We start from the raw sequence: 24565 nt of genomic DNA on the forward strand, positions 1-24565 counted from the left end.
CCGCCGCCGCGATAGTCGCGCAGGCCGTATTTGGCGTCATAGGCATAGTCGGCGTGGCCGGGGCGATAGGCCTTGGCGATCTCGCCATAGTCCTTGCTGCGCTGGTCGGTGTTCTCGATCATCAGGCTGATCGGCGTGCCGGTGGTCTTGCCTTCGAACACGCCTGAGAGGATTTTTACCTGATCGGGCTCCTGCCGCTGGGTGGTGAAACGGCTCTGGCCCGGACGGCGCGCGTCGAGAAACGGCTGGATCGCCTCCTCGGAAAGGTCGAGCCCCGGCGGGCACCCGTCGACCACGGCGCCCAGCGCCGGGCCATGGCTTTCGCCCCAGGTGGTGAAGCGGAACAGGCGTCCAAAGGTGTTGAAGCTCATGGGCGTGAGCCTTTGGCGCAGATTGCGGCGTCTGTCCATTTCCGGTTTCGCGCAGAGACCGCAGAGGACGCAGAGGGTAGGGTATCGATCCCCTGCGCTCTCTGCGGGCTCTGCGCGAACAATTGTCTTGCGGCTGCGCCGCAGGAAAGGATAGGAACAAATCATGATCGCGAAACTGACAGGGCGGCTGGACGAAAGTGCCGAGGATTGGGCGGTGATCGACGTGAACGGCGTCGGCTACCTCGTCTTCTGCTCGGCGCGAACCTTGTCGTCGCTTGGAAGCGTGGGCGACACCGTCAGCGTCTTCACGCAGATGCAGGTGAGCGAGAACGACATGCGCCTGCTCGGCTTCGCCGCCGGGGAGGAGCGCGACTGGTTCCGTCTGCTCACCGGGGTGCAGGGTGTGGGCAGCAAGGTGGCGCTGGCGATCCTTTCAGCTCTCTCCACCGCCGAGCTGCGCGAAGCCTGCGCGCGGGTCGATGCGGCGACGGTCGCGCGGGCGAACGGCGTTGGGCCGAAGCTGGCAGCCCGCATCGTGAACGAACTGAAGGACAAGGCGGGCGCCATGCCGGGTGTGGCGGGCGGCCTCGGCGGGGTGGCTGTTTCTGCGCTGGTTGGCGGGGCGAGTGCCGACGCGGTGTCGGCGCTGGAAAACCTCGGGTTCAAGCCCGGCGTGGCCGCGCAGGCCGTGGCCCGCGCGCTCGACGAACTGGGCGATGGCGCGCAAGAAGGCGAGCTTATTCGCGTGGCGCTGAAGAAGGCGGCTGGATAGGAGGTGGACTATGCGTAACCCGATAATCGCTCTTGCGGCGGCGCTGATGCTGGCCGCCCCTGCCATGGCGCAGGACGAACCGCCGCGCCAGTATGGCCCGATCTTTTCCGATTTTGGCAGCTGGCGCGAAGTGCAATCGGGCCAGACGCTCGACGTGTCGCAACAGTTCAAGGCGATCTTCGACACCATTCCGGGCGCGCGCGATGGCGAACCCAATGTCCGCTTCGAAAGCGCGGCGCGTTACATGAACCTGCTCGCCGCCCACGGCGTGCCGCGCGAGAACCTGCATGTCGTGATCGTAGTCCATGGCCCGGCGGTATGGGACGTGACCACCGACGAGGCCTATCACCGCAAGTCCCACGGCGAGGGCAACCCGAGCCGCGCGATGGTGCAGGCGATGCTGGCGGCGGGCGTGCAGTTCTACGTCTGCGGGCAGTCGGCGCTGGGTCAGGGCGTGTCGAACGAAGACCTGCTGCCGGGCGTGACCATGGCATTGTCGCAGACCGTGGCGACCAGCGTGCTCCACCAACAGGGCTATGAGAACATCCCGTGAGCGTTCTTGCGCTGTCTTGTCGCCTCGTTTGTCTTTTATTGGGTCAAACTTGGACGGCGTATTTTTGCGAATAATGGGATGGGGCTGCAATGAGCGAATCTGAAGTGGATAAGAACAGACAAGTTGCCTCCCTGCAGAGAGAAGTCGCTCTACAGACTAAGAAGCTCTCTATCGATGAGATGTCACATGCATGGCGTTGGGTGATGGCCTCTGTGCTGACGGTAAATAGTGGCGGATTAATTGCTGCGGTTGCTACTGCTGAGATTGATCGTCCTTGGAGTCTGGCAGCTATTTTTCTGTTCTATTTAGGTGTTTTTTTCTCGTTGTTGATCGGTTGGAGGCAGGTGTCCTTAATTGGTCGTATGTTGCCAATCCACAGTGAGGCGATCGCATTTTGGGAATCTGCATCTATCGAAGGTGATATAAATGATATATCTAAGCTAGAGGAAATCAGAGACAAATTGCTTGCCGCTGGAAAAACTAAAGTGACTTCTGGAGGGCTTGGCAAATTGGCATTCTTTCTGTTTTCTGCGGGACTTCTTTGTTTGGCGGCATCCCATGTTCTTGACGCAAAGAAAGCTGCGCAAATCGAAACCACTATTGGCAAATGACCACCGACCCCATCCAGTCCCCTGAGCCCCGGCCGGACGAACCCGAAGCCGCGTCGCGCGCTGAGGCCATCCCCCAATTCGACGAAAACGAAGCCGTCCCGGCCATCACCCACGGGCGCGATCTGGTGGTGACCGAGTTCGGCTGGGAGCAGGACTACAATTTCCTCGACTACGACTTCGCGCCGCACCCGTTCTGGGCGCGGCACTATCTCGACGAGGAGGGCGTGGTCATCCTCCACGCCCACGAGGAGGACGACGGCGCGCTCGACCGGGTGCCCGAGGCAGTGCTCGCCTATCTGAAGTACCGCTTCGAGCGGATCGACACTCTGGGTGCGACAACAGCGCGAACACGGCTATGGGAGCGGCCAGAGGCATGACCGAAAATTCTCCCATCCATTCGCCCGAGCGCCAGCCAGAAGACCCCGACGCCGCGCTGCGCCCGAAGTCGCTCGGCGAATTCGTCGGGCAGGCTGCCGCGCGCGAAAACCTGCGGGTGTTCATCGAGGCCGCCAAGGGGCGCGGCGAGGCGATGGACCACGTGCTGTTCTTCGGACCGCCCGGCCTCGGCAAGACCACGCTCGCGCAGATCGTCGCCAAGGAACTGGGGGTGGGCTTTCGCTCCACCAGCGGCCCGGTCATCGCCAAGGCGGGCGATCTGGCCGCGCTGCTGACCAACCTCGAGGCTCACGATGTCCTGTTCATCGACGAGATCCACCGGCTCAATCCGGTGGTCGAGGAGGTGCTCTACCCGGCGATGGAGGACCGGGCGCTCGATATCATCATCGGCGAGGGGCCCTCGGCGCGCTCGGTGCGGATCGATCTGCCGCCGTTCACGCTGGTCGGGGCGACGACCCGGCAGGGCCTGCTCACCACGCCTTTGCGCGACCGCTTCGGCATTCCCGTCCGCCTGATCTTCTACACCGAGGACGAGTTGCTCAGCGTGGTCGCGCGTGGGGCGCGGCTGCTCGGCATGGCAATCGACGAATCGGGCGCGCGCGAGATTGCCCGTCGCAGCCGGGGTACGCCGCGGGTGGCCGGGCGGCTGATGCGACGCGTGCGTGACTTTGCGCAGGTGAAGGGCGCTGCCACCGTCAGCGCCGCCGTCGCCGACGAGGCGCTGACCCGGCTGGAGATCGACCGGCTCGGGCTCGACGCCATGGACCGGCGCTATCTCACCATGATCGCAACCACTTACAAGGGCGGCCCGGTGGGCGTGGAAACGCTCGCCGCAGGTCTGGCGGAGCCGCGTGACACCGTGGAGGAGGTGATCGAGCCTTACCTCATCCAGCTCGGCCTGATTGCGCGGACGGCTCGTGGGCGCTGCCTCAACGATGGCGGCTGGCAGCACCTGGGAATCACCCCGCCGGAATCGCTTCAGGCAGGTCCGCAAGGCGGCTTGTTCGACAGCGAAAGTTGATGGTCTTGCTGCGTTTTCCGTAAGGCCTGCGGCTGCGAGCGTCTCATATTGGGACAAATGGGGTCGTTACCGCAGCTAAGTGTCACAAAAGTGCTTCTGGCGCGGCGCAAACTTGGTTAATTCAATTGCCGGTAAACGATTTGCGCGTCTCTGTTGATGCAACAGGGGTTGGGAACGCGCGCAATTGGCGTGCGGGGGTCTTCCCACGACGCAGGAAGAGATTGTTCATGTCGGTACGTTTGGCCATTGCAAAGCTCGCCGCTGCAGCAGCAGGCGGTGCTGTTATTGCCGGGGGCGCGGTGCATGTCGCCGAGCCTCAGTCGGCGCAGGTCGACTACAAGTCGAAGGGTGGCACGCCGCAACTGATCGACGTGAAGGAGCGCCACGTGGCGCGCCGCGAAATCCCGCGCGATCCGCCGCGCGCGCAGCGCCGCCTGCGCCGCACCATCGAGCGCGTGTGCGACGTCGGTGAAATGGGGCCGGACGGATACTGCCACGAAACGCAGGTGGCGATGGCGGCCATGCCGATGCCCTTGCCGCAATTGCCGAGCGCGCCCATCGGGGGCAGCGGCGGTGATCCGGCCGTGATCGTCGGCGGATCGGGCGGCTATGGCGGCGGGTTCGGTGGTGGCTTCTTCGGAGGGTTCTTCGGTGGAAGCTCCGGCGGTTCCTCGGGCGGGAGCACGACCACCACGACCACCAGCGGGTCAACCGATCCGAGCAGCAGCACGACCACGACCACCACCGGTGGGACCAGCACGACGACGGGCGGTACGACAACGACTACCACCGGCGGCACGAGCACCACCACGGGCGGTGTCAGTACGACCACCTCGACCGGCGGTGGCAGCACCACGACAACAACCGGCGGCGTGAGCACCAGCACCGGCTCGGTAAGCACCTCCACGGGCTCGGTCAGCACTTCGACCGGCGCTGTCTCGACCACCTCGTCGAGTTCGAGTTCCAGCTCGTCCAGTTCCAGTTCTTCGAGTTCCAGCTCCTCCAGTTCGTCGAGTTCCTCTTCGAGCGGGGGCAGCAACGGTTCGAGCGGCTCGTCGGGTTCCAGCGGTTCAAGCGGATCGTCCGGGTCTTCGGGCTCCAGCGGTTCGTCGACCAGCACCTCGTCGGGCTCCTCGTCGAGCAGTTCGTCTTCGAGCAGCTCGTCATCAAGCAGCTCTTCGTCCGGCAGTTCGACCACCAGCACCTCCTCGGGCACGCAAGTGCCGGAGCCGGGTATGCTGGTGCTGTTCGGTGCCGGTGCTGGCGCGCTGTTCCTCGGGCGCCGCCGCAAGGCCAGGCGCAAGGCACAGGCGGCGGCCTGATCGTTTCAGTTTGGAGGGGAGAAGGGCGGCTGTAACGGTCGCCCTTTTTCGTTGCCCGTTCGCCGGGGCGCGCCGATCAGCTCAGGTGCAGCGTCCAGGGATCCTGCCGATACCATTGGGTGACGACATGCTTCACGCCCTTAACCACCGGGGTTCCGGCGTGCAGCGTGTTGCGGTTGGGCCTGCCGTCGCGGCCCATGTTGTTCCAGGTCAGCAAGGCCCCGGCGACCGGCTTTACGGATAGGTCCAGCTCCGGCCAGTCGGTCTCGCCGCCTTCCTCGACATCGTTGAGGAACAGCATGGCGGTCCAGGTGCGTTGGCCGCCGCGGCGGCGCTCCTGCTGCCAGTAGGGTTCGCTGGCGAAGAAATAGTCGTAGTGATGCTTGAACTGCTGGCCGGCCTCGTAGCGCTGGCCCTGCGTTACCTCGGCGTGCTGGTGCGGGATGCCGGTGGCAGCATCGATGCGCTTTTCCAGCGCGCGCGTAGCCGAATCGCCCTGCTCGAAATAGTGCGTGGACGAGGTGCGGAAGCCGTCGCGCTGGGTGCCCTCGAACAGGGTGGAGGGGCCGATCTTCTTGTCGATGATCCTGACCAGCCGCGCGCATTCGTCGGCGGTGAAGAAGTCGCGCAGCAGGAACATGTCGGCCTTGTCGCCGCCCAGATCCTCGGCACGCGGATCGGCTCTCAGTCTAGCCCGCACCTGCGCCCCGATCAGGGCCAGCTTGACCGGGTCTTCCTTCGGGTCGGCAGGGGTGCCGCCGAAACGGGTCGAGATAACGAAACCGTTCATGCGTGCATCCCCTGCCGGGCCTGAAGCTTAGGAAGCGAGCTTGCGCAGCACGTAGTGCAGGATGCCGCCGTTGTTATAGTACTCGATCTCGTTGGCGGTATCGATGCGGCACAGCGCGGTGAAGGTGAAGCTGGTGCCGTCGGCACGGGTCACTTCGACTTCCACGTCCTGCGACGGCTTGAGGTTTGCCAAGCCCTTGATCGTAAAGCTGTCGTCGCCCTTGAGGCCCAGCGTCTCGCGGGTGTCGCCATCCTTGAACTGCAGCGGGAGCACGCCCATGCCGACGAGGTTCGAGCGGTGGATACGCTCGAAGCTCTCGACGATCACGGCGCGCACGCCGAGCAGGATCGTGCCCTTGGCCGCCCAGTCGCGGCTCGAACCGGTGCCGTATTCCTTGCCTGCGACCACCACCAGCGGGGTGCCGTCGGCCTGGTGCTTCATGGCGGCATCGTAAACCGCCATCGTTTCGCCCTTGTACGACGAGAAGCCGCCTTCGGTGCCGGGGACCATTTCGTTCTTGATGCGGATGTTGGCGAAGGTGCCGCGCATCATCACTTCATGGTTGCCGCGGCGCGAGCCGTAGGAGTTGAAGTCCTTCTTCGGCACCTGATGGTCGAGCAGGTAGCGCCCACCGGGCGAATCTTCCTTGATCGAGCCCGCCGGCGAGATGTGGTCGGTGGTGACCGAATCGCCGAGGATCAGCAGCGGCTTGGCCGCAATCACGTCGGTGACCGGGGCCGGCTCCATGCTCATGCCCTCGAAGTAGGGCGGGTTGGCGACGTAGGTGCTGCTCGGGTTCCAGCTGTAGGTGTCCGAGGCATCGACCTTGATCGCCTGCCAGTGCTCGTCGCCCTTGTAGACGTCGGCATAGCGGCTTTCGAACATCGTGCGGTCGATGGCTGCGGCGCGGATTTCGGCAACCTCGGCGTTCGACGGCCAGATGTCGGCCAGCATCACGTCGTTGCCGTCCTGGTCCTGCCCGATCGGGGTGGTGGTGATGTCTTCGGTGACGGTGCCCTTCAGCGCATAGGCCACCACCAGCGGCGGCGAGGCGAGGAAGTTGGCCCGCACGTCAGGCGAGACGCGGCCCTCGAAGTTGCGGTTGCCCGAGAGGACCGAGGCGGCGACGATGTCGTTGCCGTTGATCGCCTGGCTGATCGGCTCGGCCAGCGGGCCCGAGTTGCCGATGCAGGTGGTGCAGCCATAGCCGACGAGGTCGAAGCCGATGGCGTCGAGATGCTCCTGCAGACCGGCCTTGTTCAGGTAGTCGGTGACGACCTGCGAACCCGGCGCGAGCGAGGTCTTGACCCAGGGCTTGGGCTTGAGGCCCTTCTCGTTGGCCTTCTTCGCCACCAGACCTGCGGCAACCAGCACATCGGGGTTCGAGGTGTTGGTGCACGAGGTGATCGCCGCGATCACCACGTCGCCATCGCCGACATCGTGGCCTGCCGCATCGACCGGCACGCGCACGGCTTCGCTCTTGCCGTAGACCTTGGCGAGATCGCCGTTGAACAGCTCGTCGACCTGCGGGAGGGTGACCTTGTCCTGCGGGCGCTTGGGACCGGCGAGCGAGGGCACCACGGCGCCCATGTCGAGCTCCAGCGTGGAGGAGAAGATCGGCTCGTTGGCCGGATCGAACCACATGCCCTGCGCCTTCGAATAGGCTTCGACCAGCGCGATGGTTTCCTCGCTGCGGCCGGTGAGGCGCAGGTACTCGATGGTCTTCTCGTCGATCCCGAAGAAGCCGCAGGTGGCGCCGTATTCGGGGGCCATGTTGGCGATGGTGGCACGGTCGGCCAGCGACAGCGTGGCAACGCCGGGGCCGTAGAACTCGACGAACTTGCCGACCACCACGTGCTCGCGCAGCATCTGCACGCAGGTCAGCACGAGGTCGGTGGCGGTGATGCCTTCGGCCATCTGACCGGTCAGCTTGAAGCCGACCACTTCGGGGATCAGCATCGAGATCGGCTGTCCGAGCATCGCGGCCTCGGCCTCGATCCCGCCCACGCCCCAGCCGAGCACGCCGAGGCCGTTGATCATGGTGGTGTGGCTGTCGGTGCCGACGCAGGTGTCAGGATAGGCGACCAGTTCGCCGTTCTGGTCTTCGCTCGACCACACGCCCTTGGCGATGTTCTCGAGGTTCACCTGGTGGCAGATGCCGGTGCCCGGGGGCACGGCGTAGAAGTTCTGCAGGCTCTTGGCGCCCCACTTGAGGAAGTCGTAACGCTCGGCATTGCGCTCGTATTCGAGTTCCATGTTCTTTTCGAAGGCCTTGGGGTGGCCGAACTCGTCGACCATCACCGAGTGGTCGATCACGAGGTTCACCGGAACCTGCGGGTTGATCTTGGCGGTATCGCCGCCGAGCTTGCGAATCGCGTCGCGCATGGCGGCCAGGTCGACCACGCAGGGCACGCCGGTGAAGTCCTGCAGCAGCACACGCGCCGGGCGATACTGGATTTCCTCGCCGGTCTTGGGGTTCTTCTGCCAGTCGACGATGGCCTGCGCGTGGTTCTGCCCCACGGTGAAGCCTTCGTCTTCAAAGCGCAGCATGTTCTCCAGCAGCACCTTGAGGCTGAAGGGCAGGCGGCTGATATCGCCCAGCTTTTCGGCAGCCTTGGCGAGCGAGTAATAGGCGTAAGAGGTGCCGTTAACGTCGAGTGAGGCGCGGGTTTCGAGCGAGTTGGAGCCGACCTGAGTCATGGATGATGGGGTCCCTTTGCTGTTGCTTGCATAAGCGTGCTCGTGCGAGAAGCCCGCTGTTCGGGTGCGAACTGCGCGTTTGTGCGGGATTGGTCAAGGCCTTGGCGCATTCGGGCAGGTTATGAGGCATGCAAATCGAATGGGGGGCAATTCGGCTCATGATGCTGGTCAAGCCGCCGCGGGGCGAGCGGTCTCTTGGTGGGATATGGATCGCGCTGGCGCTGGTGGTCGCCGCCTTTCTCGGCGCGTCGCTGGGCATGGTGTGGCAGAGTTCCGGCCTCGGCTCGGGCAAGAAGGACGATAAGACGGAAGATGTCGCGGACGACGAACCCGCCAAAGCGCCCGAATCCGCACCCGCGCACTAAAGCGCAGGCACCGGGCCTCGCGGCCGTACGATCCAGCTTCCGGCCACGATCATGCCTAGCCCCAGCAGGGTCGCCAGCGTGACTCTTTCGTCGAACCATTGCCAGCCGATCCAGGCCGCCCAGACAAAGCCGGTATATTCGAGCGGGACCAGCGCCTGCGTCTCGGCCCGGGCATAGGCCCATGCAATCGCCATCGAGCCGAGCACGGTGAGCGCTCCGGCAAGGCCAATCACGCCCAGCACCGGGATGGCCGGCATGGTGAAGGCGAAGGGTGCGCCAAGCAGCAGCACCAGTCCGCCGATGCCCGCATGGAATGTCGCCACCTCGATCGGTCCGGCCAGCTGTGACTGGCGGCGAATGACGATGAAGCTGTAGGCATAACACAGCGCCGAGCAGGCCATGGCGGCAAGCCCCAGCGCCAGATCGCGGGTCATCCCGGCGGCGTGGATGCGCCCCGCCACGATCACCAGCGCACCGGCAAAGCCCAGCAGCGAGGCAAGGATGGCGCGGCGGCTGATCGCCTCGCCCAGCAGAAGGTGCGCGAAATAGAGCGTTATCAGCGGGGCGACGAAGCTGATCGCCAGCGCCTCGGCCAGCGGCAGGCGGGTGAGGGCGAAGAACCAGGTGAGGGCCATGGCCGCGGTCACCACCCCGCGCTCGATATGCAGCCGCAGCAGGCGCCCGCGCGGCCAGCGGGGGCGGCGAGCCAGCCACAGCGGGGCGATCAGCGCGGCGCCGATCAGGCTGCGCAGGAGGGTGGCGGTATAGGCGCCGGTCATCAGCGCGGCGTGCTTCATCAGCCCGTCCATCAGGGCAAACAGCCCGACCCCGCTCGCGGCCAGCAGATAGGGGAGGAAAGAGTGTCGCGCGGGCATGGCGCAGCGTCTTGCGACCTTGTATCGGACAGGGCAACCGGTTCGTGCGCGCGGTTCATGCCCGCGTCAGGGCCGGTGCGCGATAGGATGCAGGCTCAAGGCGCGCCTGTCCCGCGCGTTTGTGCTAGGAAGAGTTCTATGAATCGTACCCCTGCCCTCCTTGCTTCGAGCCTTGCGCTCGGAACGCTTGCCAGCCTCGCCGTGCCCGCGAGTGGGCAGGGCGTGCAGCAGGAGAATGCCGCTGCGGTCGCCGCCACCGCGCGCTCCGCTTTCGAGCAGGCCTTCACTTCCGATGAAGTGGTACAGGCCGATCCGCGCCACTTCGATGCGATGCACTGGACCAATGCGCAGGCGCAGGAGCTGCTGGGCGTGATCCGTGCGATTGGTGCGGAAGGGTTGGTCCCCGCCGACTATCTGCCCGACGATCTCGCCGCGGCGCTGCGCGCGAACGATGCCCAGCAGATCGACGAACTGGCGAGCACGGCCTTCGCCTGGCTGGTGGAAGACCTGCGCGACGGGCGCACCCCGATGGCGAACCGGCGCCAGTGGTTCGTGGTCGACCCCGATGCCGACCGCAGTCCCACCGCCACGGTGATGGCCAGTGCGCTCGAATCGGGCGACATTGCGGGCGCGCTCGATGCGCTGAAGCCGACCCACCCCGACTATGCCGCCCTGCGCGACAAGCTGGCCCAGACGCCGGCCAATGCCACCCAGCAACGCCGCCTGATCCGCGCCAACATGGATCGCTGGCGCTGGCTCGCGCGCGATCTGGGGCCGCAGTATCTCATCACCAACGTGCCCGAGTATCAGCTGCGCCTCACGGTCAACAACCAGATCATCCGCACCTATCGCACTGTGGTCGGCAAGCCGGGCCGCACGGCCACGCCGCAGCTGGCCGAAACGGTTTCGGGCGTGGTGTTCAACCCCACCTGGACCGTGCCGCAGTCGATCGTGCGCGGCGAGGGGCTGGGCGAACGCGTGCTCAACAACCCGAGCTGGGCCGCGCGGCAGGGTTATCGCGCTACGCGCGGGGCCAATGGCTATATCACCGTGGTGCAGCAGCCGGGGCCGGGCAATGCGCTCGGCGTCATGAAGCTCGACATGCCCAACCCGCATGCGATCTTCTTTCACGACACGCCGAGCAGGCAGATGTTCAATCAGGACGACCGTGCTCTAAGCCACGGCTGCATCCGCACCGAGCGCGCGCTCGAACTGGCGATGACCATCGCGATCCTTGGCCAGGGCGCGACGCGGGACGAGGTGGTCGGGATTTCCACCAGCGGCGAATATACCCGCGTGCCGGTGAAGAAGACGATGCCCGCCTACATCACCTATTTCACTTATGGCGTGGATATCGACGGCAACCTGCGCGAGTTCGACGACATCTACAGCCGCGATGCGCCGGTGTTCGCCTCGCTCGATGCGCCGCGGGTGCGCGACCGGGCACGGGTGTCGAGCGAAGAGGTGATCGAGGTCGTCGACGACCCGCGCGACACGCTCTGAGCGGGCGCTGCCTCAGGGGAGCTGCTCGACCGGGTCCGCGGTGTCGGGCGAGATCGGGGCCAGCTCGGGGCCATTGGCGGCGGCCATGGCGGCATAGTCGGGCGTTTGCTGGGCCGGTCGGGCCACGTCTTCGCCGTTTGCCCCGATCCCCAGTGTATCGGCATAGAGCAGCCGTCCGCCCATCAGGCGGGTGAGCGCCTGCGGGAACACCTCGGGGCCGAAGGCGAAGCAGCCGTTCGACCGTCCGAGCTTGCCCCACCGCGCCACGTGTTCGGGCGTGGCATAGCTGGCCGGATGCATGACGATGGCGCGCGGGAAGGCATTCGAATTGTCGGGGTCGAGCCCGCCGAGGCGCACCGAGGTGCCGTAGCGGCCCTTGTACCATTCCCAGGTGATATAGGCGCCGCGGCTGGTGGCCCAGCTGTCGGGCACGTTGGAATAGCCGTTCAGCCAGCCATCGTGCTCGGGATCGGACCCGGCACCGTGGGTGACCAGCACCGAATCGACCTTACCCGCCACCAGATCGACGAAATGGAAGCGCGGCTCGGCGGAGTGGAGGCCGTAGTCGGCAATTCCCACCAGATCGGTGTGCCACAGACTGCTGGCGGCGCGGGTCGCCTGTTCCTGCGCCACGGCGAGCAGGCGGCGCGTGCGCAGGTCGGGCGCGGGTTGCGCGAACAGCCGTGCGGGCGCGGCCGTGACAGCGGCGACTGCGGCGGAGCGGGCGAGGAAACGGCGGCGGTCCATGGTGCCACTATAGACCGGGGCACCTGAACCTTGTCCATACCGTCATTGGCTGAGCAGTGCCGCGATGGCGGTCTGGCTGGCCTCGGCATAACGCGCATCGGCATGGCGCGCGTCGTCGCTGAAGTGGAGGAAGCTCGTACCGATATCCCAGCTTGCCGTGCTGGCGTGGCCATAGCGGTTGTGCGGGAGGATCACGGTGCGGTTCTCGCTGGCAAGTAGCAGGCTGGCCGCAACCCTTGCCGCGTCGGCGTCGCACAGGTCTTCGGGGGCGACCAGCTGTTCGAGGTCTGCCCGGCACGCTGCGGCAGAGCGCAGGCCCGGCCCGCCCGCGGCAAAGCCCATCAGCCCGCTGTCACTTCGCAGATAGCGCCAGCCGGGCCGCTCGATCCCGCCGAGGCGGCTTTCGAGCCGCGCGGCAATCTCGCTGTCGACCGGGCCATCGGGATAGGTTGCCCGGCAGAAGTCGGCCAGCGGTATCGGTTCGCCGGGCACCTGATCTTGCGGCATCAGGAAGCTGGCGTTGAGCGCGACGGCCCGTTCCACTTCGGGCACGGGGCCGAGGGTGACGCCGTCGCCCGACAGCCACAGCCAGTACTCGCTGCTGCGCCGCTCTAGCACGGTGGCGAGGGCGCGCCATCCGGGGAGATCGGACAAGCCGGTGTCGTCCGATCCGGGCGCAACGATGATCTCGGGATCGCCGCAATGCTGAGCCAGCACCGCGCGGTCGCTGCCGATCAGCGTGCCATCGTCGAGCAGCGCCACCCGGCCCCGGCCAAGGCGGGCGTGCAGGCTCTTGATCGCCACCAGACAGGGCAACAGCTGCGCACTGCCGATCTCGGCGAACAGCACGAGGCCGTCGTCGCGCGGAGCGATCGGCGGGGTATCGAGGATGGCCTTGATCGCTTCGGCATGGCGCGCCGCTTCGACGACGCGCAGCCAGCCGCGCGGCAGGGGAGGCATATCGCTCACAGGCCCGGCCCCGTCGGACGGTTGGCGATGGCAAGGCCACCCGGACATGTCTCAGCGAGTGGTGGCCCCATGGTCATGGGGCCGAACTCTATCGGCGGTTGCTTATCGCGGGGTAAACGCGCGGCCCCTATCCGGCGGCAACCGTCGCATTTCCGGCATCACTCATCGCACCTTCGATCTCGGCTGCCTTGGCCTCGACGAGGCGGACGATGTGGTCGAGCATGTCGGCGCTTTCGATGTGGTGGTCCTTAACCCCTGAAAGGTAGACCATATGTTTGCCGTTGCCGCCGCCGGTGAGGCCGATGTCGGTCTCGCGCGCCTCGCCGGGGCCGTTAACCACGCAGCCGAGCACCGACAGGCTCATCGGCGTCTTGATGTGCTCCAGCCGCGCTTCGAGCGCTTCCACCGTGCGAATCACGTCGAACCCCTGCCGCGAGCATGAGGGGCACGAGACCACCCGCACCCCGCGCGTGCGCAGGCCGAGCGCCTTGAGCATCTCGAAGCCGACCTTCACCTCGCGCTCAGGCTCAGCGGAGAGCGACACGCGGATCGTATCGCCAATGCCCGCCCACAGCAGGTTGCCGATGCCGATGGACGACTTCACCGTCCCGCCGATCAGCCCGCCCGCCTCGGTGATGCCGAGATGCAGCGGGCAATCGACCGCCTCGGCCAGCCCCATGTAGGCGGCGACGGCGAGGAACACGTCGCTCGCCTTCACCGCCACCTTGTACTCGTGGAAGTCGTGGTCCTGCAGCAGCTTGATGTGGTCGAGCGCGCTTTCGATCAGCGCCTCGGGGCAGGGTTCGCCGTACTTCTCCAAGAGGTCGCGTTCGAGCGACCCGGCGTTCACCCCGATGCGGATCGAGCAGCCGTTGGCCTTGGCCGCGCGCACCACTTCGGCGACGCGATCGGACGAGCCGATGTTGCCGGGGTTGATGCGCAGGCAGGCCGCGCCCTTGTCCGCCGCTTCGAGTGCGCGCTTGTAGTGGAAGTGGATGTCGGCGACGATCGGCACATTGGCCGCGCGCGTGATCTGGTCGAAGTTGGCGGTCGCCTCTTCGGTGGGGCAGGAGACGCGCACGATGTCGGCGCCGGCATCCTCGCAGCGGCGGATCTGGTCGATGGTGGCGGCCACGTCCTCGGTCGGCGTGTTGGTCATGGTCTGCACGCTGATCGGCGCGCCGCCGCCCACCGGCACCTTGCCGACCATGATCTGGCGCGATTGCCGCCGTTCGATCATGCGCCAGGGGCGGATGGCCGAGATGCTGTCGGAACTCATGTCTCTTCCTTAGCCTGGCCCCAGGGTGTGACAGGTGTGACAGTGTCCTGGGGCAAAAATCCGTGGCGGCGCATACGCGGCCCGCAGCCAGGCATATGGCCACAATATTGCAGGATTGCGAGGGGCTGCTTCATCGGTCCGCCTTCCTAGCAGGCGCCGGGCCTGTAGGAAATATCGCTGGCGCAGCGATCAAAGCCCTTCCCCTTGGGGAAGGGTTGGGATGGGGGTTCCGCGCGCCAGCCAGCGTCGAGCCCCCACCCCCGGCCCCTCCCCAAGGGGAGGGGAGCAAGGTGTGCCCCTTCCCTTGGGAGGGAGCAAAGGGGGCACGAGCGGGGACCTGCTAGGCAAGCTGCCTCGCTTGCGGCATGGTTGCGGCCATGGATCTCGATCAAGACAAGGAACGCGAAGGGCCGCTGCTGTTCGCGCGCGTTCTCGACGGCAAGGGCGCCGGGCGCGCAATCGACTGGGACGCGGCGCAGGTTTGGCAGCCCGACCACGAAGGCGAGGTGATCTGGCTGCACCTGTGCCGCACATGCGATGGCGTGACCGACTATCTCGAAAGCCTCGGCATCTCCGAGCCGACGGTCGAGCTGCTGGTGTCCGACCGCACCCGCCCGCGCGCCTTCCGCGAGGGCGCCACGCTGGTGGTGACGCTGCGCGGCATCAACTTCAACCCCGGTGCCGAGCCCGAAGACATGGTCTCGATGCAGATGTGGTGCGACGGCACGCGGCTGATCACGCTGCGCAGACAGCCGCTCCAGACCCCGCGTGAGGTGCTGGCCATGATCGACGATGGCGATCAGGGCCCGACCGACTGCGGCGCGCTGATTACCGAGCTGACCGAGGCGATGATCGCCCGCATGAGCCACGCCATCATCGACATGAACGACCATATCGACCTGCTCGAAAAGCGTGACATCGAGGATGACGATACCGACAACGTGCTGAGCCGGATCTCGGTTATCCGCCGCAACTGCCTCGGCCTCAAGCGCCACATGGGCCCGCAGCACGAAGCGCTGGAGACCATCGCGCGGCAGGCCCCGCCCTGGTTCGAGGATCACGACCGGCGCGAAATCTCCGAGAGCATCGACCGGCTGCGGCGCTATCTCGACGATCTCGACATCTCCAAGGAAAGCGCGGTGGTCTTGCAGGACGAAATCCGCGCGCGGGCACTGGCGGGGAACGAGCGGGCGACCTATCTGCTTACCATCGTGGCAGGGATCTTCCTGCCGCTGGGATTTCTGACAGGGCTGCTCGGGGTGAACGTGGGCGGAATGCCCGGCATCAACAATGCCGACGCATTCTGGATCGTTACCGGGCTGTGCGGCGTTATCGTGGCCGTGCAGCTGTTCCTGTTCTGGAAGTGGCGCTGGTTCTAGGAGATACGGCCTATGGAAGGTCACGAGACGGGGTTCGTGCTGCAGGATGGCGCGCTGATGCTGGCCTTTGCGCTGGTGGCGGTGATCGCGTTCCGTCGTGCGGGGCTGGGCGCAACCCTGGGCTATCTCGTGGCCGGTGTGCTGATCGGGCCGCAGGTGCTTGGCCTCGTCGGCAATGCCGAGCAGATGGCCGAGATTGCCGAGCTGGGCATCGTGATGCTGCTGTTCGTGGTCGGGCTGGAGCTGAGCCCCGAGCGGCTGTGGCGGCTGCGGCGCGCGATCTTCGGGCTGGGCACCGCGCAGGTGGCGATCTGCGGCGTGGTCGTCAGCCTGCTGGTGGCCGTGCTCACCAACTATTCGCTCGCCGCGGCCTTTGCCATCGGCCTGCCGCTGGCGCTTTCCTCCACCGCGCAGGTGCTGCCGATGCTGCAATCGGCGGGGCGTTTGCGCACCCCGTTCGGCGAGAAGGCCTTTGCGATCCTGCTGTTTCAGGATCTGTCGATCATCCCGCTGATTACCATCGTCACCGCGATGAGCCGCAACCCCGCCGATGCCGATGCGCCTTCCGGGCTGGTGCTGGTTGGGCTGTCGCTGGCGGCGATTGCGGGCCTGATCGTGGCCAACCGGCTGGTGGTGAAGCCGATGTTCCGCCTGATCGGCCACCTGGGCGAGCGCGAGCTGTTCGTGATGGCGGCGCTGTTCATCGTCTTCGCCAGTGCGGCGGTGATGGAACTGCTGGGCCTGTCGGCGGCGCTGGGGGCCTTTATCGCGGGCGTGATGCTGGCCGATACCCGCTATCGCCACGAGCTGGAGGCCGATATCGAGCCGTTCCGCTCGATCCTGCTCGGCATGTTCTTCCTTGCGGTGGGCATGATGCTCGACCTTTCGGCCATCGCCGCGCAGCCCTTCACGGTGATCGGCTTTGCCGTGTTGCTGATCGCGGTGAAGACCGGCGTGATCACCGCGCTGGGTCTGGCGATGAAAATGGCCTGGCGCTCGGCTTTGGCGCTGGGTCTGCTGCTGTCGCAGGGGGGCGAGTTCGCCTTCGTGCTCTATTCGCAGGCGCAGGGCGCGCTGTTGCTGGCCGAGCAGTCGGTGAGCGTGTTCTCGGCCGTGGTGACGCTGTCGATGGCGGCCACGCCGTTCCTGATGATGCTCAACAAGCGTATCCGTTCGCCGCAGGTGGCGGCGGAGGAGCGTGACGGGCCGCGCAACGACGGCGCCCGCGCGGTGATCGTCGGCTTCGGGCGCTTCGGGCAGACCGTGGCGCAAACGCTGATGGCGGGCGGGGTTTCGGTCACGGCGATCGACAGGAAGGTCGCCCAGATCGACCTTGCCGAGGAGTTCGGCTCGAAGGTCTATTTCGGCGACGGCACGCGGATCGACATGTTGCGGCAGGCGGGCGCGACTGAGGCGCAGCTGATCATGTTCTGCCACGACGAGATGCCCGATGCGGCGCTGATCGAGGCGGTCGACGAGGCGTTCCCGCAGGCGCTGATCTATGTCCGTGCGTTCGATCGGCGCGGGCTGCTCGATCTCGCTCATGCCCCGGCTGAAGGCGTGGTGCGCGAGGTTTTTGCCGGGGCGATCCGCATGGCACGGCTGGCGCTCGCGGGCATCGGTGTATCGGAAGAGAATGTGGAGCAGGCCGAAGCGACCTATCGCCGGATCGACAAGGATCGCCTGCAACTGCAACTCGACGGCGGAGACCTCTATGCCGCGCGCGAACTGTCGCGCGAGCAACAGCGCGAACTGCGCGAATTCGGCCGGGGGCGCGCGCTGGACTAGGCGGTGGGCGGCCTTTGTGCGGCCTTATCCGCCGCCGGATGCCGGGTGAAACCTCTAGAAGCGCAGGCTGACCGACCCGTTCAGATGCAGGCCCTTGTCATTGGCGCGCGCTGCCGGGGTTCTCAGGCTGTGGGTCGCTTCGAAGCCGGCGCTGGCCACGTCCGAGATCGAAAGGCGCACACCGGCCCCTGCCGATGCGCCGGTTTCGGAGCGCAGCTCTTCGGGCTGCAACGCACCGCGCTGCCGGATCATCCCGAAGTCGATCAGGCCGTAAAGCTGGATCGCGAAGGGCTGCGGGGAGATCCGCAGATAGACCGGCGCGGTCAGCCGCAGCTCTGCGCTGCCGAGGAGGCAGTGATCGCCGGTCGCGATGCCGGCATCGAAAGCGCGGCCGAACTGCCGTCCGCCAAAGCCGCATTCGGTGGCGCTCAGCAGTGGCCGGTTGAACGCCTTCTGGCCAAAAGCGCTGGCGAATATCGACACCTGGCCGCGCCCCAGAGTCACCACCGGCACGTCGGTCTGGAGGTCGACGTCGGCAACGATATAGGCGGCGCTGCCATTGGCGCGGCTGTCTCCGCGCGCGTCGAGCACCTTCACGCCCTTCGACAGGCCGACCCGGACCAGATTGACCGAACGGCCGGGGCCGGCGAAATCGTAGGTTGCCGAGGCATCGATCGTGCGCAGGCGATCACGCTGCAGCGGGGTGGACAGGACATCGACATCCGAGTTGCTGAGGCTGACCCCGGCGGACAGGTTGAGGTTGCGCGCGCGCGAACGGATCACCGGGTAGCTGATCCCGACCCGCGCGTTGACCGACTTGCCGATGTAAGCGATCTCTCTGAGGGCCTTGGACGTGGGTTCGGTACGCGAATAGCTGGCCGCCAGTTCGAGCCGGAAACCGTCGCTGCCGAGCCAGGTCGAGTAGTCGCCGCTGACGCTGCGATAGGCGCCGGGTACAAGGCTGTGCATGGTGGAAAGGCGCAGCTGGTCGCTGCCGGTGATATAGCCATTGAGGCGCAGGGCGGCACCAATGGCGTTGCGTTTGAGCTCGCGCGGGAGAAAGCTGTTGTAGCCCAGTTCGGCCGACACGGAATCACGCCTGATCTCCAGAGTGATGACCGAGCCGCCCGATGCGCTGGGTGAGGGGCTCAGCGTGGCTCCCACGGTGAGGCCGGGCAGATCGTTCATCAGCAGCAGGTAGCGTTCGAGGTCGGCCGCGCGCAGCGGGCGGCTGTTCCTGATCCGCTCTGTCAGGCGCAGCACCACCCCGCGTGACGGGCCCATCCGGCCCTGCTCCACCGCCGGTCCGGCCAGCACGACCTCGTCGATATAGCCTTCGACGACCCTGATCGTGACCGCGCCGTCCTCGATCTTCTGTGCGGGCAGGAAGGCAAAACTCAGGGCATAACCGGCATCGGAATAGGCGCGCGAAATCGTGTTGGCGAGCGCCTCCACCTCGGCGACCGTGATCGTATCGCCGGGCACATGGTGCCAGGTGGCCAGCAATCGATCGGTATCGATGGCGGTGGCGCCCACGATCCGCAGGTCGCGCAGCACGAAGTCCATGTCGGGCGCGAAGGTGCCCTGCTGGGGTGGCGTGGCCTGCTCGGGCCGGTTGCGCGGCTCGGACTGCGCCTCAAGCGGCTGTTCGAAGTTCTGATCGATCCGGCCCGGCTCAAGGGCCGGAGAAACGGAAATCTGCGCCAGAGCTGGAGAGCTAAGTATTGTCGCGTAGCACAGGGACGCCAAGATGAAGGCTGTCCGCCGCGCAGGCCTTCCTGGTATTCGGATCGCCGCAAAGGAAGATCTATCCGAATATCGAAAGGATGCGTCTTCCAGCACGACGAGATTGCCTCCATTAATATTAAATCATAAGGATAATTACTATATGTCTATGGTATATATAGGAGAATTAAAAATATACAAACAATACTCGGCGTTTAACGACTACGTTTAATAACGTAATTCTGAAGCGGTGTTCGCTTTGTGGAGTGGTGGCGAAGCGAGCAGCCGGCTGCGGCCATGGCGGTGAGGCAGCGGCATCCGGCGCCGCGCCGAGGGCGGCGCGGAAGGGGGGATTACTGGCGAATATTATGCCGGGCGGTCGCGTGCGAAGGCCGCGCGGGGCCTTGCCTCACGATGCAGGAGGCGTGCGGCTCAGCCGACGATCCCGGCCAGGTGCTGGGCGGCAGCGACCATCGGCATGGGCCGCGCGAACAGATAGCCTTGTCCGTAGGTCACACCGAGCGCCTGCATCGCCTCGGCCTGTGCGCTTTCCTCGATCCCCTCGGCGATCACGGCACCGTTCCATTTGCTGACCAGCGCGACCACGGCGGAGACCAGCGCGCGGGCGGCGGGGTCGGTGGCGACGTTGCGCGCCAGGGCCATGTCGAGCTTGACGAAATCGGGCTTCACCAGCGCGGCCAGCTGCATCGAGGCATAGCTGGTGCCGACCATGTCGATGGCCACGCGCGCCGCGGGCCGGATCGCTTCCAGCGCCTGCACCAGCGCCAGCTTGTCCTCGGCAGCGGCATATTGGGTGAGGGTGACGACCACATCGGCGGCAGGCTCGGCTTCCAGAGCGGCCCGCACCGCGCCGCTCACCACACAGCGGGCGGGCGCCTTGAGCGCGGCGAAGAAGCCTTGCGGAACGCTGCCGAAGGTCTCGATCGCACCGCGTACGGCGGTCATCTCCAGCTCTTCGCCAAGGCCTGCACTTTCGGCATCGCCGAACCATGTGCCGGGGCTGCGCTTGTTCACATCGGGGAAGCGCGCGAGGCATTCGACCCCGGCGGGCTGGTCATCCGCCAGCAGATGGATCGGCTGGTGGAAGATGGTGACCGCATCGCCTTCGAACATGTCCTCGATACGCTGGCGGGTTTGCTCACGGTGGGCCGCTGCGGCCAGCAGCGTGTCGATCCGCTCGGCGGCCATGGCGGCGAAGCTCTCGAAGATGGCGAGGTCACGGCTGGTGAGGGTCGGGTCGGGCTGGCTGCTCATGGCGCAGAAGCTGCCCCAGACCGTGCCATCCGAAAGGCGCAGCGGCACCGAGAAATGCGCGCCCACGGGCAGCGCATGGGTGATGTGGAGCGCCTGCGCCACGGGATAGGGCGCGGGGTCGGTGATCATTTCTGGCAGGTCGCCGGTGAGGACGTGCCAGCAATAGGTCTCCTCGCGGTGCTGGCGAAAGCCCGGCCCCAGCGGCAGGTCGAGCACGCTGTCGACATGGGTGATCTCGCGCATCCCGTCCTCGACCCAGCGGCCGATCAGGGCGATCTCCAGCCCGAGATGTTCGCGCGCCGAGCGCAGGTAGCCGGCGATCTCAGGGTCGCCGGCGAGGTCGCCGTCGAGCGGCGGTGCGGATGCCGCGAACGCGGGCAGGATAAAGGTCATGTCCCCCATGGCAGGAGGGCTTGCCACAAAGTGCCTAAATCGGTGTTAACCCGCCGAGCTTGCGCGCGCTCCGTCGAGCCGCAGTTCGAACAGGAATTCCTCGTCGCGCTGATCGCCCACGTCGAAATGGATGTCGGCGATTTTGGCAAAGCCGTAGCGGGCATAGAACCGCTGCGCGCCGTAGTTCTCGCTCCACACCGACAGTTGCACCGCATCGTGGCCGCCCGCGCGGGCCTCGTCCAGCGCCCAGTCCATCAGCATCGCGCCGATGCCCATGCCGGTGCGGGCAGGGTCGGTGTAAAGCTGGCACAGCGCCATCGGGTTGGTGGCACCGGAATATTCGGCATAGTAGCTCGGTACGCGGATTTTCACATAACCCAGCAGCGCCCCGCTGGCCGGATCGACGGCGAGGCAGTGGCGGTGCAGATCGTCGCGCACCTCCCCGGCGACGACGGCGGGCGCATAGGCCTGTTCGAGGAAGGCGGCGAGGTTGTCGGCCCGGTAGAGGTGGGCGAAGGCCGCGCAAAAGCTGTCGCGCCCAAGCTTCGCGAGGCTCTCGACATCGTCCGGCGTGGCCGGGCGCAGGGTCACGCCGCTCACGAGTGCTTGTCCTTCTTGCGTTTGCCGAAGCGCATGCCGCTTTCGAGGTGGGCGCGCAGGGCGGCATAGAAGCTGGTGAGGAACTCGCGCTCGTCGCCGCGCCCCATGTCCCACCCGATCTTGCGGCAGATCGCTTCGGCGACCTCCTGCATGGACTCCTCGTTGCCGATGCGCAGCACGCCTTCGAGCACCTGCAATTCGTGCTCGCCATAGACCGACAGCTCGGCCTCGCCGAAGCGGTAGGTCTGGCGGTGGTCGGGGGCGAGCGACATGGCGTGCTGCAGCTTGGCGCGCGGGGCCTCGATCACGAAGGTGCCCGCCACCAGATCGCCTGCGCGCAAGGCATCGCGGTTGCAGAACGGGAACAGCACGAAGATCGCCAGCCACACGAAGGCGGCCCCGCCGGTCAACCCGGCGTCGAAGCCATTGCCGAGCAGGAAGAAGACCGGGATGAACACCTCGACATCGCGCATCAGGTTGCGCGCGATCACCATCTCGGTGGTGAGCCGCTGGCCGCCGCGCGCCGCCACGCGGATGCCGAGCAGCCGCTTTCCGGGCGTTGCCCCGCGTGCGCCCAGCTCGAACCACAGGAAGTAGCCGTAGCGCGAGAAGAACAGGGCGAGGATGAACAGGATGCCGATCAGCTCGCCGGCCGGGCTTTGCCTGAGCCCGTTCATCGAATCGAGATTGATCCCGATGGCGACGAGAAACACCACGAACAGGATGAAGCCGCCGCACAGGAACATCAGATCGAGCAGCAGCGCCGCCGCGCGCGACCCGCGGCTGGCGATGCGCAAGGGCAGCGAGAGGCCCTCGGGCGTGACAAGCGCACGCTCGCGCCTGGCGGTGTGGCGCTGGATGGCGTCTTGCACCCCGGTCATTCTGCCTGCCTCCCCCGCCTGCGCATGCCCGCGAAGTAGAGGCACCAGAACGCCAGCATCACCCCGCCGATGGCCAGCCGTGCCGACGGATCGCCGACCAGCTGGCGCACGAAGCCCTCCAGCAGGCCCGCCACCACCAGCATGACGGTCGCCCCGGCCATCACCTGTGCCGCGTTCACACCCGCGCCCTGCGCCGCGGCGAGGACCGTGCGCTGGCCGGGGAAGGCCATCGACCGCCCCACATGAATGCCCGCCGCGCCCGCCAGCAGGATCGCGCCCAGCTCGGTGGTGCCGTGGACCGAGAGCCAGGCCACGAACTCGTAACCAAGGCCTGCTTCCACGAACACGAACAGCATCGCGCCCAGCAGCGCCATGTTGGAGATCAGCAGCAGCAGGGTGGGAATGCCGAAGGCGAAGCCCAGCGCGAAGGCGAGGATGGCCACCCCGGTGTTGTTCGAGAACAGGTAGGTCGCGAAGACCGACAGCCCGTTCGCATCGGCGGTGGGATCGAGCGACTGGCGCAGCACTTCCGGGTCGGCACCGGGCACACGTCCGTCTGCCATGGCGCCGGGGACCAGCGAATAGAACCAGTCGGGCTCGCGGCTGACCAGCAGCCAGCCGACCACGGTGCCCGCCACCATGAAGAACAGCGCGATGCAGATATCGAGCCAGATGGCGCGCACCGCCCGGCTCCAGCCTCCGCCGAGGAAAGTGCGCATCCAGCCGGTGAGCGTCTCGCGCGGGCCATAGATCTGGAACCATGCGCGCCGCACCAGCGCTTCGAGATAGGCGATGGCGGCGGCATCGAGGCTGGTCTCGCGGGCCACGGCGAGGCTGGAGGTGGCCTTGCGGTACAGCACCGGCAGGTCGAGCAGGTCGTCGTCGGAGATGCGCCCCGGACGGCCTTTCTCCAGCGCGGTGACGATGCGTTCGAGCCGCTGCCAGTCGACCTCGCGTTCGAGCCGGAACCGGTCGGAGCGCAGCGAGGCGGCCTCGATCTCGGCGGAAGGCGCGATCTCGGCCTGCCGGAACCACGGGATCTTGCGGAGATAGTCGAGCGCCATCAGCCGATCGCCTCATGCCGTTTGGCCGAAAGGTAGGCGTCGATCAGGCGATAGCCGATCGCATCGTGCTTCGCCTCGATCACGTCGACGCCCAGCCGCCGCAGCCGCGAGAGCACCAGCGCGCGCTGGCGGGCAAGGGCGTCTGCCCCCACCGCCACGGCCACATCGCTGAGGTTTTCGGGTTCGGCATCGGTGAGTTCGGCCAGCTCCTCGTCGGCCATGGTGACGAAGATCACCAGATGATGGCGCACCAGCCGCTCGACGCTTTCGACCATCAGTTCGGCGCTGGTCGGGTCGGTGAAATCCGAAAACAGCACGACCAGCGAGCGCCTTTTGAGCCGCGCGGTGAGGGTGGAGAGGGCCAGCGTGAAATTGGGCTCGCGCGCGGTGTAGTCCAGCTCGGCGGCGGCGGTTTGCAGGCGGTAGAAGGCGCGGGTGTCGGTGACGAAGGGCGTCATCAGCTGCGGCTGGTCGGCAAAGCCGAACAGGCTCACGCGGTCGCCGCCCTTGAGCGCGACATAGGCGGCGACCAGCGCGGCGGAGACCGCACGGTCGATCCGGGGCAGGCCGTCGATGGGTTCGCACATCGACTGGCCGCAGTCGAAGGCGAAGACGATCTGGTTGTCGCGCTCGGTCTCGTTTTCGCGGGCGAACAGGCGGGTGTGGCGGGCCGAGGCCTTCCAGTCGATCCGGCGGCGGTCCATGCCCGGTTCGTATTCGCTGAGCGCCTCGAACTGGGTGCCTTCGCCCCGGATGCGGCGGGCGACGAGGCCGAATTGCGCATCGCGGAAGAAGCTCTGCAACACCGGCGAGCGCACCGGCGAGAGGTCGGGCCAGACGCGCACCTGTTGGTCGAGCTGGCGGTAGACCTGCCGCGCCGCCAGCCCGAGCGGTCCGGGCCAGCGCAGCCACAGGCCGGTCAGCTCTCCTGTGCCCCGGCGTTGCGGGACAAGATCGCCGCTGCCTGTGAACTGGCCCGCTTCGCCTGTCGGGGCGAGCGTGAAGTGCAGCGCGCCCCTGGGGCCGAGGCGCGGGTCGAAGCCGATGGCGGCCTCGGGCGGTTTCGCGCTTTCGCTGCGGCGAATCGCGGCGATGATGCGCAGCGGGGTGGGCTGGCCGACTTCGCAGTCAGCCGGGGCGGCAAGGTCGAGCGTGCCAAGGCCGCCCGCCAGCATCCCGTCGAGCA

General features: G+C 66.4%; 25 protein-coding genes. 10 read left to right on the forward strand and 15 right to left on the reverse strand.

Annotated elements, in window-relative coordinates; translation table 11 throughout:
* The coding region (locus D2V17_RS09640; protein WP_119592787.1) for a chorismate synthase at positions 1-371 on the reverse strand (371 nt) is incomplete at its 3' end.
* A 163-nt stretch (positions 372-534) separates the two neighbouring features.
* Between D2V17_RS09640 and ruvA the strand changes: the two genes are divergently transcribed.
* From ruvA to ruvB, 5 genes are all read left to right on the forward strand, one after another.
* Positions 535-1143: a Holliday junction branch migration protein RuvA gene (gene ruvA, locus D2V17_RS09645; protein ID WP_119592769.1), complete on the forward strand. Its 609-nt coding sequence runs from the start codon at positions 535-537 to the stop codon at positions 1141-1143.
* A 10-nt stretch (positions 1144-1153) separates the two neighbouring features.
* Complete coding sequence (locus tag D2V17_RS09650) at positions 1154-1696, forward strand: DsrE family protein (RefSeq protein WP_119592770.1); 543 nt, start codon at positions 1154-1156, stop codon at positions 1694-1696.
* An 89-nt stretch (positions 1697-1785) separates the two neighbouring features.
* Positions 1786-2307, forward strand: a complete 522-nt coding sequence (locus D2V17_RS20955; protein ID WP_147367327.1) for a hypothetical protein — start codon at positions 1786-1788, stop codon at positions 2305-2307.
* Positions 2304-2684: a hypothetical protein gene (locus D2V17_RS09655; RefSeq protein WP_119592771.1), complete on the forward strand. Its 381-nt coding sequence runs from the start codon at positions 2304-2306 to the stop codon at positions 2682-2684. Before D2V17_RS20955 ends, D2V17_RS09655 begins: the two co-directional genes overlap by 4 nt.
* The gene (gene ruvB, locus D2V17_RS09660) at positions 2681-3724 is read left to right on the forward strand and encodes a Holliday junction branch migration DNA helicase RuvB (protein WP_119592772.1); all 1044 of its coding nucleotides are present in this window, start codon (positions 2681-2683) and stop codon (positions 3722-3724) included. Before D2V17_RS09655 ends, ruvB begins: the two co-directional genes overlap by 4 nt.
* Before the next feature lie 116 nt (positions 3725-3840).
* Here ruvB and D2V17_RS21735 read toward each other — a convergent pair whose 3' ends face one another.
* The gene (locus tag D2V17_RS21735; RefSeq protein ID WP_245978649.1) at positions 3841-4221 is read right to left on the reverse strand and encodes a hypothetical protein; all 381 of its coding nucleotides are present in this window, start codon (positions 4219-4221) and stop codon (positions 3841-3843) included.
* A gap of 110 nt (positions 4222-4331) precedes the next feature.
* On the reverse strand, positions 4332-4922 hold the full coding sequence (locus tag D2V17_RS21740) for a hypothetical protein (protein WP_245978650.1): 591 nt from the start codon (positions 4920-4922) through the stop codon (positions 4332-4334).
* A gap of 22 nt (positions 4923-4944) precedes the next feature.
* Here D2V17_RS21740 and D2V17_RS21745 point away from each other — a divergent pair, with 22 nt between their 5' ends.
* Positions 4945-5046 (forward strand): PEP-CTERM sorting domain-containing protein, encoded by a 102-nt coding sequence (locus tag D2V17_RS21745; protein ID WP_245978651.1) that lies wholly within the window; start codon positions 4945-4947, stop codon positions 5044-5046.
* A gap of 76 nt (positions 5047-5122) precedes the next feature.
* On the opposite strand, the gene D2V17_RS09670 is transcribed toward D2V17_RS21745, so the two are convergent.
* Both D2V17_RS09670 and acnA read right to left on the reverse strand, forming a co-directional pair.
* Positions 5123-5836: a 2OG-Fe(II) oxygenase gene (locus D2V17_RS09670; protein ID WP_119592774.1), complete on the reverse strand. Its 714-nt coding sequence runs from the start codon at positions 5834-5836 to the stop codon at positions 5123-5125.
* 27 nt (positions 5837-5863) lie between these two features.
* Positions 5864-8536 carry an aconitate hydratase AcnA gene (gene acnA / locus D2V17_RS09675; RefSeq protein ID WP_119592775.1) on the reverse strand — a complete coding sequence of 891 codons (2673 nt, stop codon included), beginning with the start codon at positions 8534-8536 and terminating at the stop codon, positions 5864-5866.
* Positions 8537-8694: 158 nt separating this feature from the next.
* Between acnA and D2V17_RS09680 the strand changes: the two genes are divergently transcribed.
* Positions 8695-8901, forward strand: a complete 207-nt coding sequence (locus tag D2V17_RS09680; RefSeq protein WP_119592776.1) for a hypothetical protein — start codon at positions 8695-8697, stop codon at positions 8899-8901.
* Here the strand turns inward: D2V17_RS09680 and D2V17_RS09685 are convergent.
* The gene (locus tag D2V17_RS09685) at positions 8898-9776 is read right to left on the reverse strand and encodes a DMT family transporter (RefSeq protein ID WP_119592777.1); all 879 of its coding nucleotides are present in this window, start codon (positions 9774-9776) and stop codon (positions 8898-8900) included. The genes D2V17_RS09680 and D2V17_RS09685 overlap by 4 nt on opposite strands.
* A gap of 138 nt (positions 9777-9914) precedes the next feature.
* Between D2V17_RS09685 and D2V17_RS09690 the strand changes: the two genes are divergently transcribed.
* On the forward strand, positions 9915-11279 hold the full coding sequence (locus tag D2V17_RS09690) for a L,D-transpeptidase family protein (protein WP_119592778.1): 1365 nt from the start codon (positions 9915-9917) through the stop codon (positions 11277-11279).
* Between the two features lie 12 nt (positions 11280-11291).
* On the opposite strand, the gene D2V17_RS09695 is transcribed toward D2V17_RS09690, so the two are convergent.
* The 3 genes from D2V17_RS09695 to ispG all read right to left on the reverse strand — a co-directional run bounded on the left by D2V17_RS09695 (position 11292) and on the right by ispG (position 14259).
* Positions 11292-12026: a murein L,D-transpeptidase catalytic domain-containing protein gene (locus tag D2V17_RS09695; protein WP_119592779.1), complete on the reverse strand. Its 735-nt coding sequence runs from the start codon at positions 12024-12026 to the stop codon at positions 11292-11294.
* Between the two features lie 42 nt (positions 12027-12068).
* Positions 12069-12995, reverse strand: coding sequence for a hypothetical protein (locus D2V17_RS09700; protein ID WP_119592780.1), 927 nt, complete (start codon positions 12993-12995; stop codon positions 12069-12071).
* A 127-nt stretch (positions 12996-13122) separates the two neighbouring features.
* Positions 13123-14259, reverse strand: coding sequence for a flavodoxin-dependent (E)-4-hydroxy-3-methylbut-2-enyl-diphosphate synthase (gene ispG, locus D2V17_RS09705; RefSeq protein ID WP_119592788.1), 1137 nt, complete (start codon positions 14257-14259; stop codon positions 13123-13125).
* A gap of 392 nt (positions 14260-14651) precedes the next feature.
* On the opposite strand from ispG, the gene D2V17_RS09710 reads away from it, so the two are divergent.
* Together D2V17_RS09710 and D2V17_RS09715 are read left to right on the forward strand one after the other, a co-directional pair.
* The gene (locus D2V17_RS09710; protein ID WP_245978652.1) at positions 14652-15653 is read left to right on the forward strand and encodes a zinc transporter ZntB; all 1002 of its coding nucleotides are present in this window, start codon (positions 14652-14654) and stop codon (positions 15651-15653) included.
* 12 nt (positions 15654-15665) lie between these two features.
* On the forward strand, positions 15666-17441 hold the full coding sequence (locus D2V17_RS09715; protein WP_119592782.1) for a monovalent cation:proton antiporter-2 (CPA2) family protein: 1776 nt from the start codon (positions 15666-15668) through the stop codon (positions 17439-17441).
* Positions 17442-17495: 54 nt separating this feature from the next.
* On the opposite strand, the gene D2V17_RS09720 is transcribed toward D2V17_RS09715, so the two are convergent.
* From D2V17_RS09720 to D2V17_RS09745, 6 genes are all read right to left on the reverse strand, one after another.
* A complete protein-coding gene (locus tag D2V17_RS09720; RefSeq protein ID WP_119592783.1) occupies positions 17496-19190 on the reverse strand; it encodes a ShlB/FhaC/HecB family hemolysin secretion/activation protein in 1695 nt (564 codons plus the stop codon).
* A gap of 408 nt (positions 19191-19598) precedes the next feature.
* Positions 19599-20834, reverse strand: a complete 1236-nt coding sequence (locus tag D2V17_RS09725; RefSeq protein WP_191229143.1) for a sensor domain-containing phosphodiesterase — start codon at positions 20832-20834, stop codon at positions 19599-19601.
* A gap of 45 nt (positions 20835-20879) precedes the next feature.
* A complete protein-coding gene (locus D2V17_RS09730) occupies positions 20880-21434 on the reverse strand; it encodes a GNAT family N-acetyltransferase (RefSeq protein ID WP_342767838.1) in 555 nt (184 codons plus the stop codon).
* Positions 21431-22315, reverse strand: coding sequence for an RDD family protein (locus D2V17_RS09735; RefSeq protein ID WP_119592785.1), 885 nt, complete (start codon positions 22313-22315; stop codon positions 21431-21433). The genes D2V17_RS09730 and D2V17_RS09735 overlap by 4 nt, the downstream gene beginning before the upstream one ends.
* Positions 22312-23379 carry a stage II sporulation protein M gene (locus tag D2V17_RS09740; protein ID WP_119592786.1) on the reverse strand — a complete coding sequence of 356 codons (1068 nt, stop codon included), beginning with the start codon at positions 23377-23379 and terminating at the stop codon, positions 22312-22314. The genes D2V17_RS09735 and D2V17_RS09740 overlap by 4 nt, the downstream gene beginning before the upstream one ends.
* On the reverse strand, positions 23379-24565 hold a 1187-nt coding region (locus D2V17_RS09745; protein WP_147367333.1), incomplete at its 5' end, for a DUF58 domain-containing protein. The genes D2V17_RS09745 and D2V17_RS09740, both read right to left, overlap by 1 nt.

Source organism: Aurantiacibacter xanthus (genome assembly GCF_003584015.1).
Classification (GTDB): Bacteria; Pseudomonadota; Alphaproteobacteria; order Sphingomonadales; family Sphingomonadaceae; genus Alteraurantiacibacter; species Alteraurantiacibacter xanthus.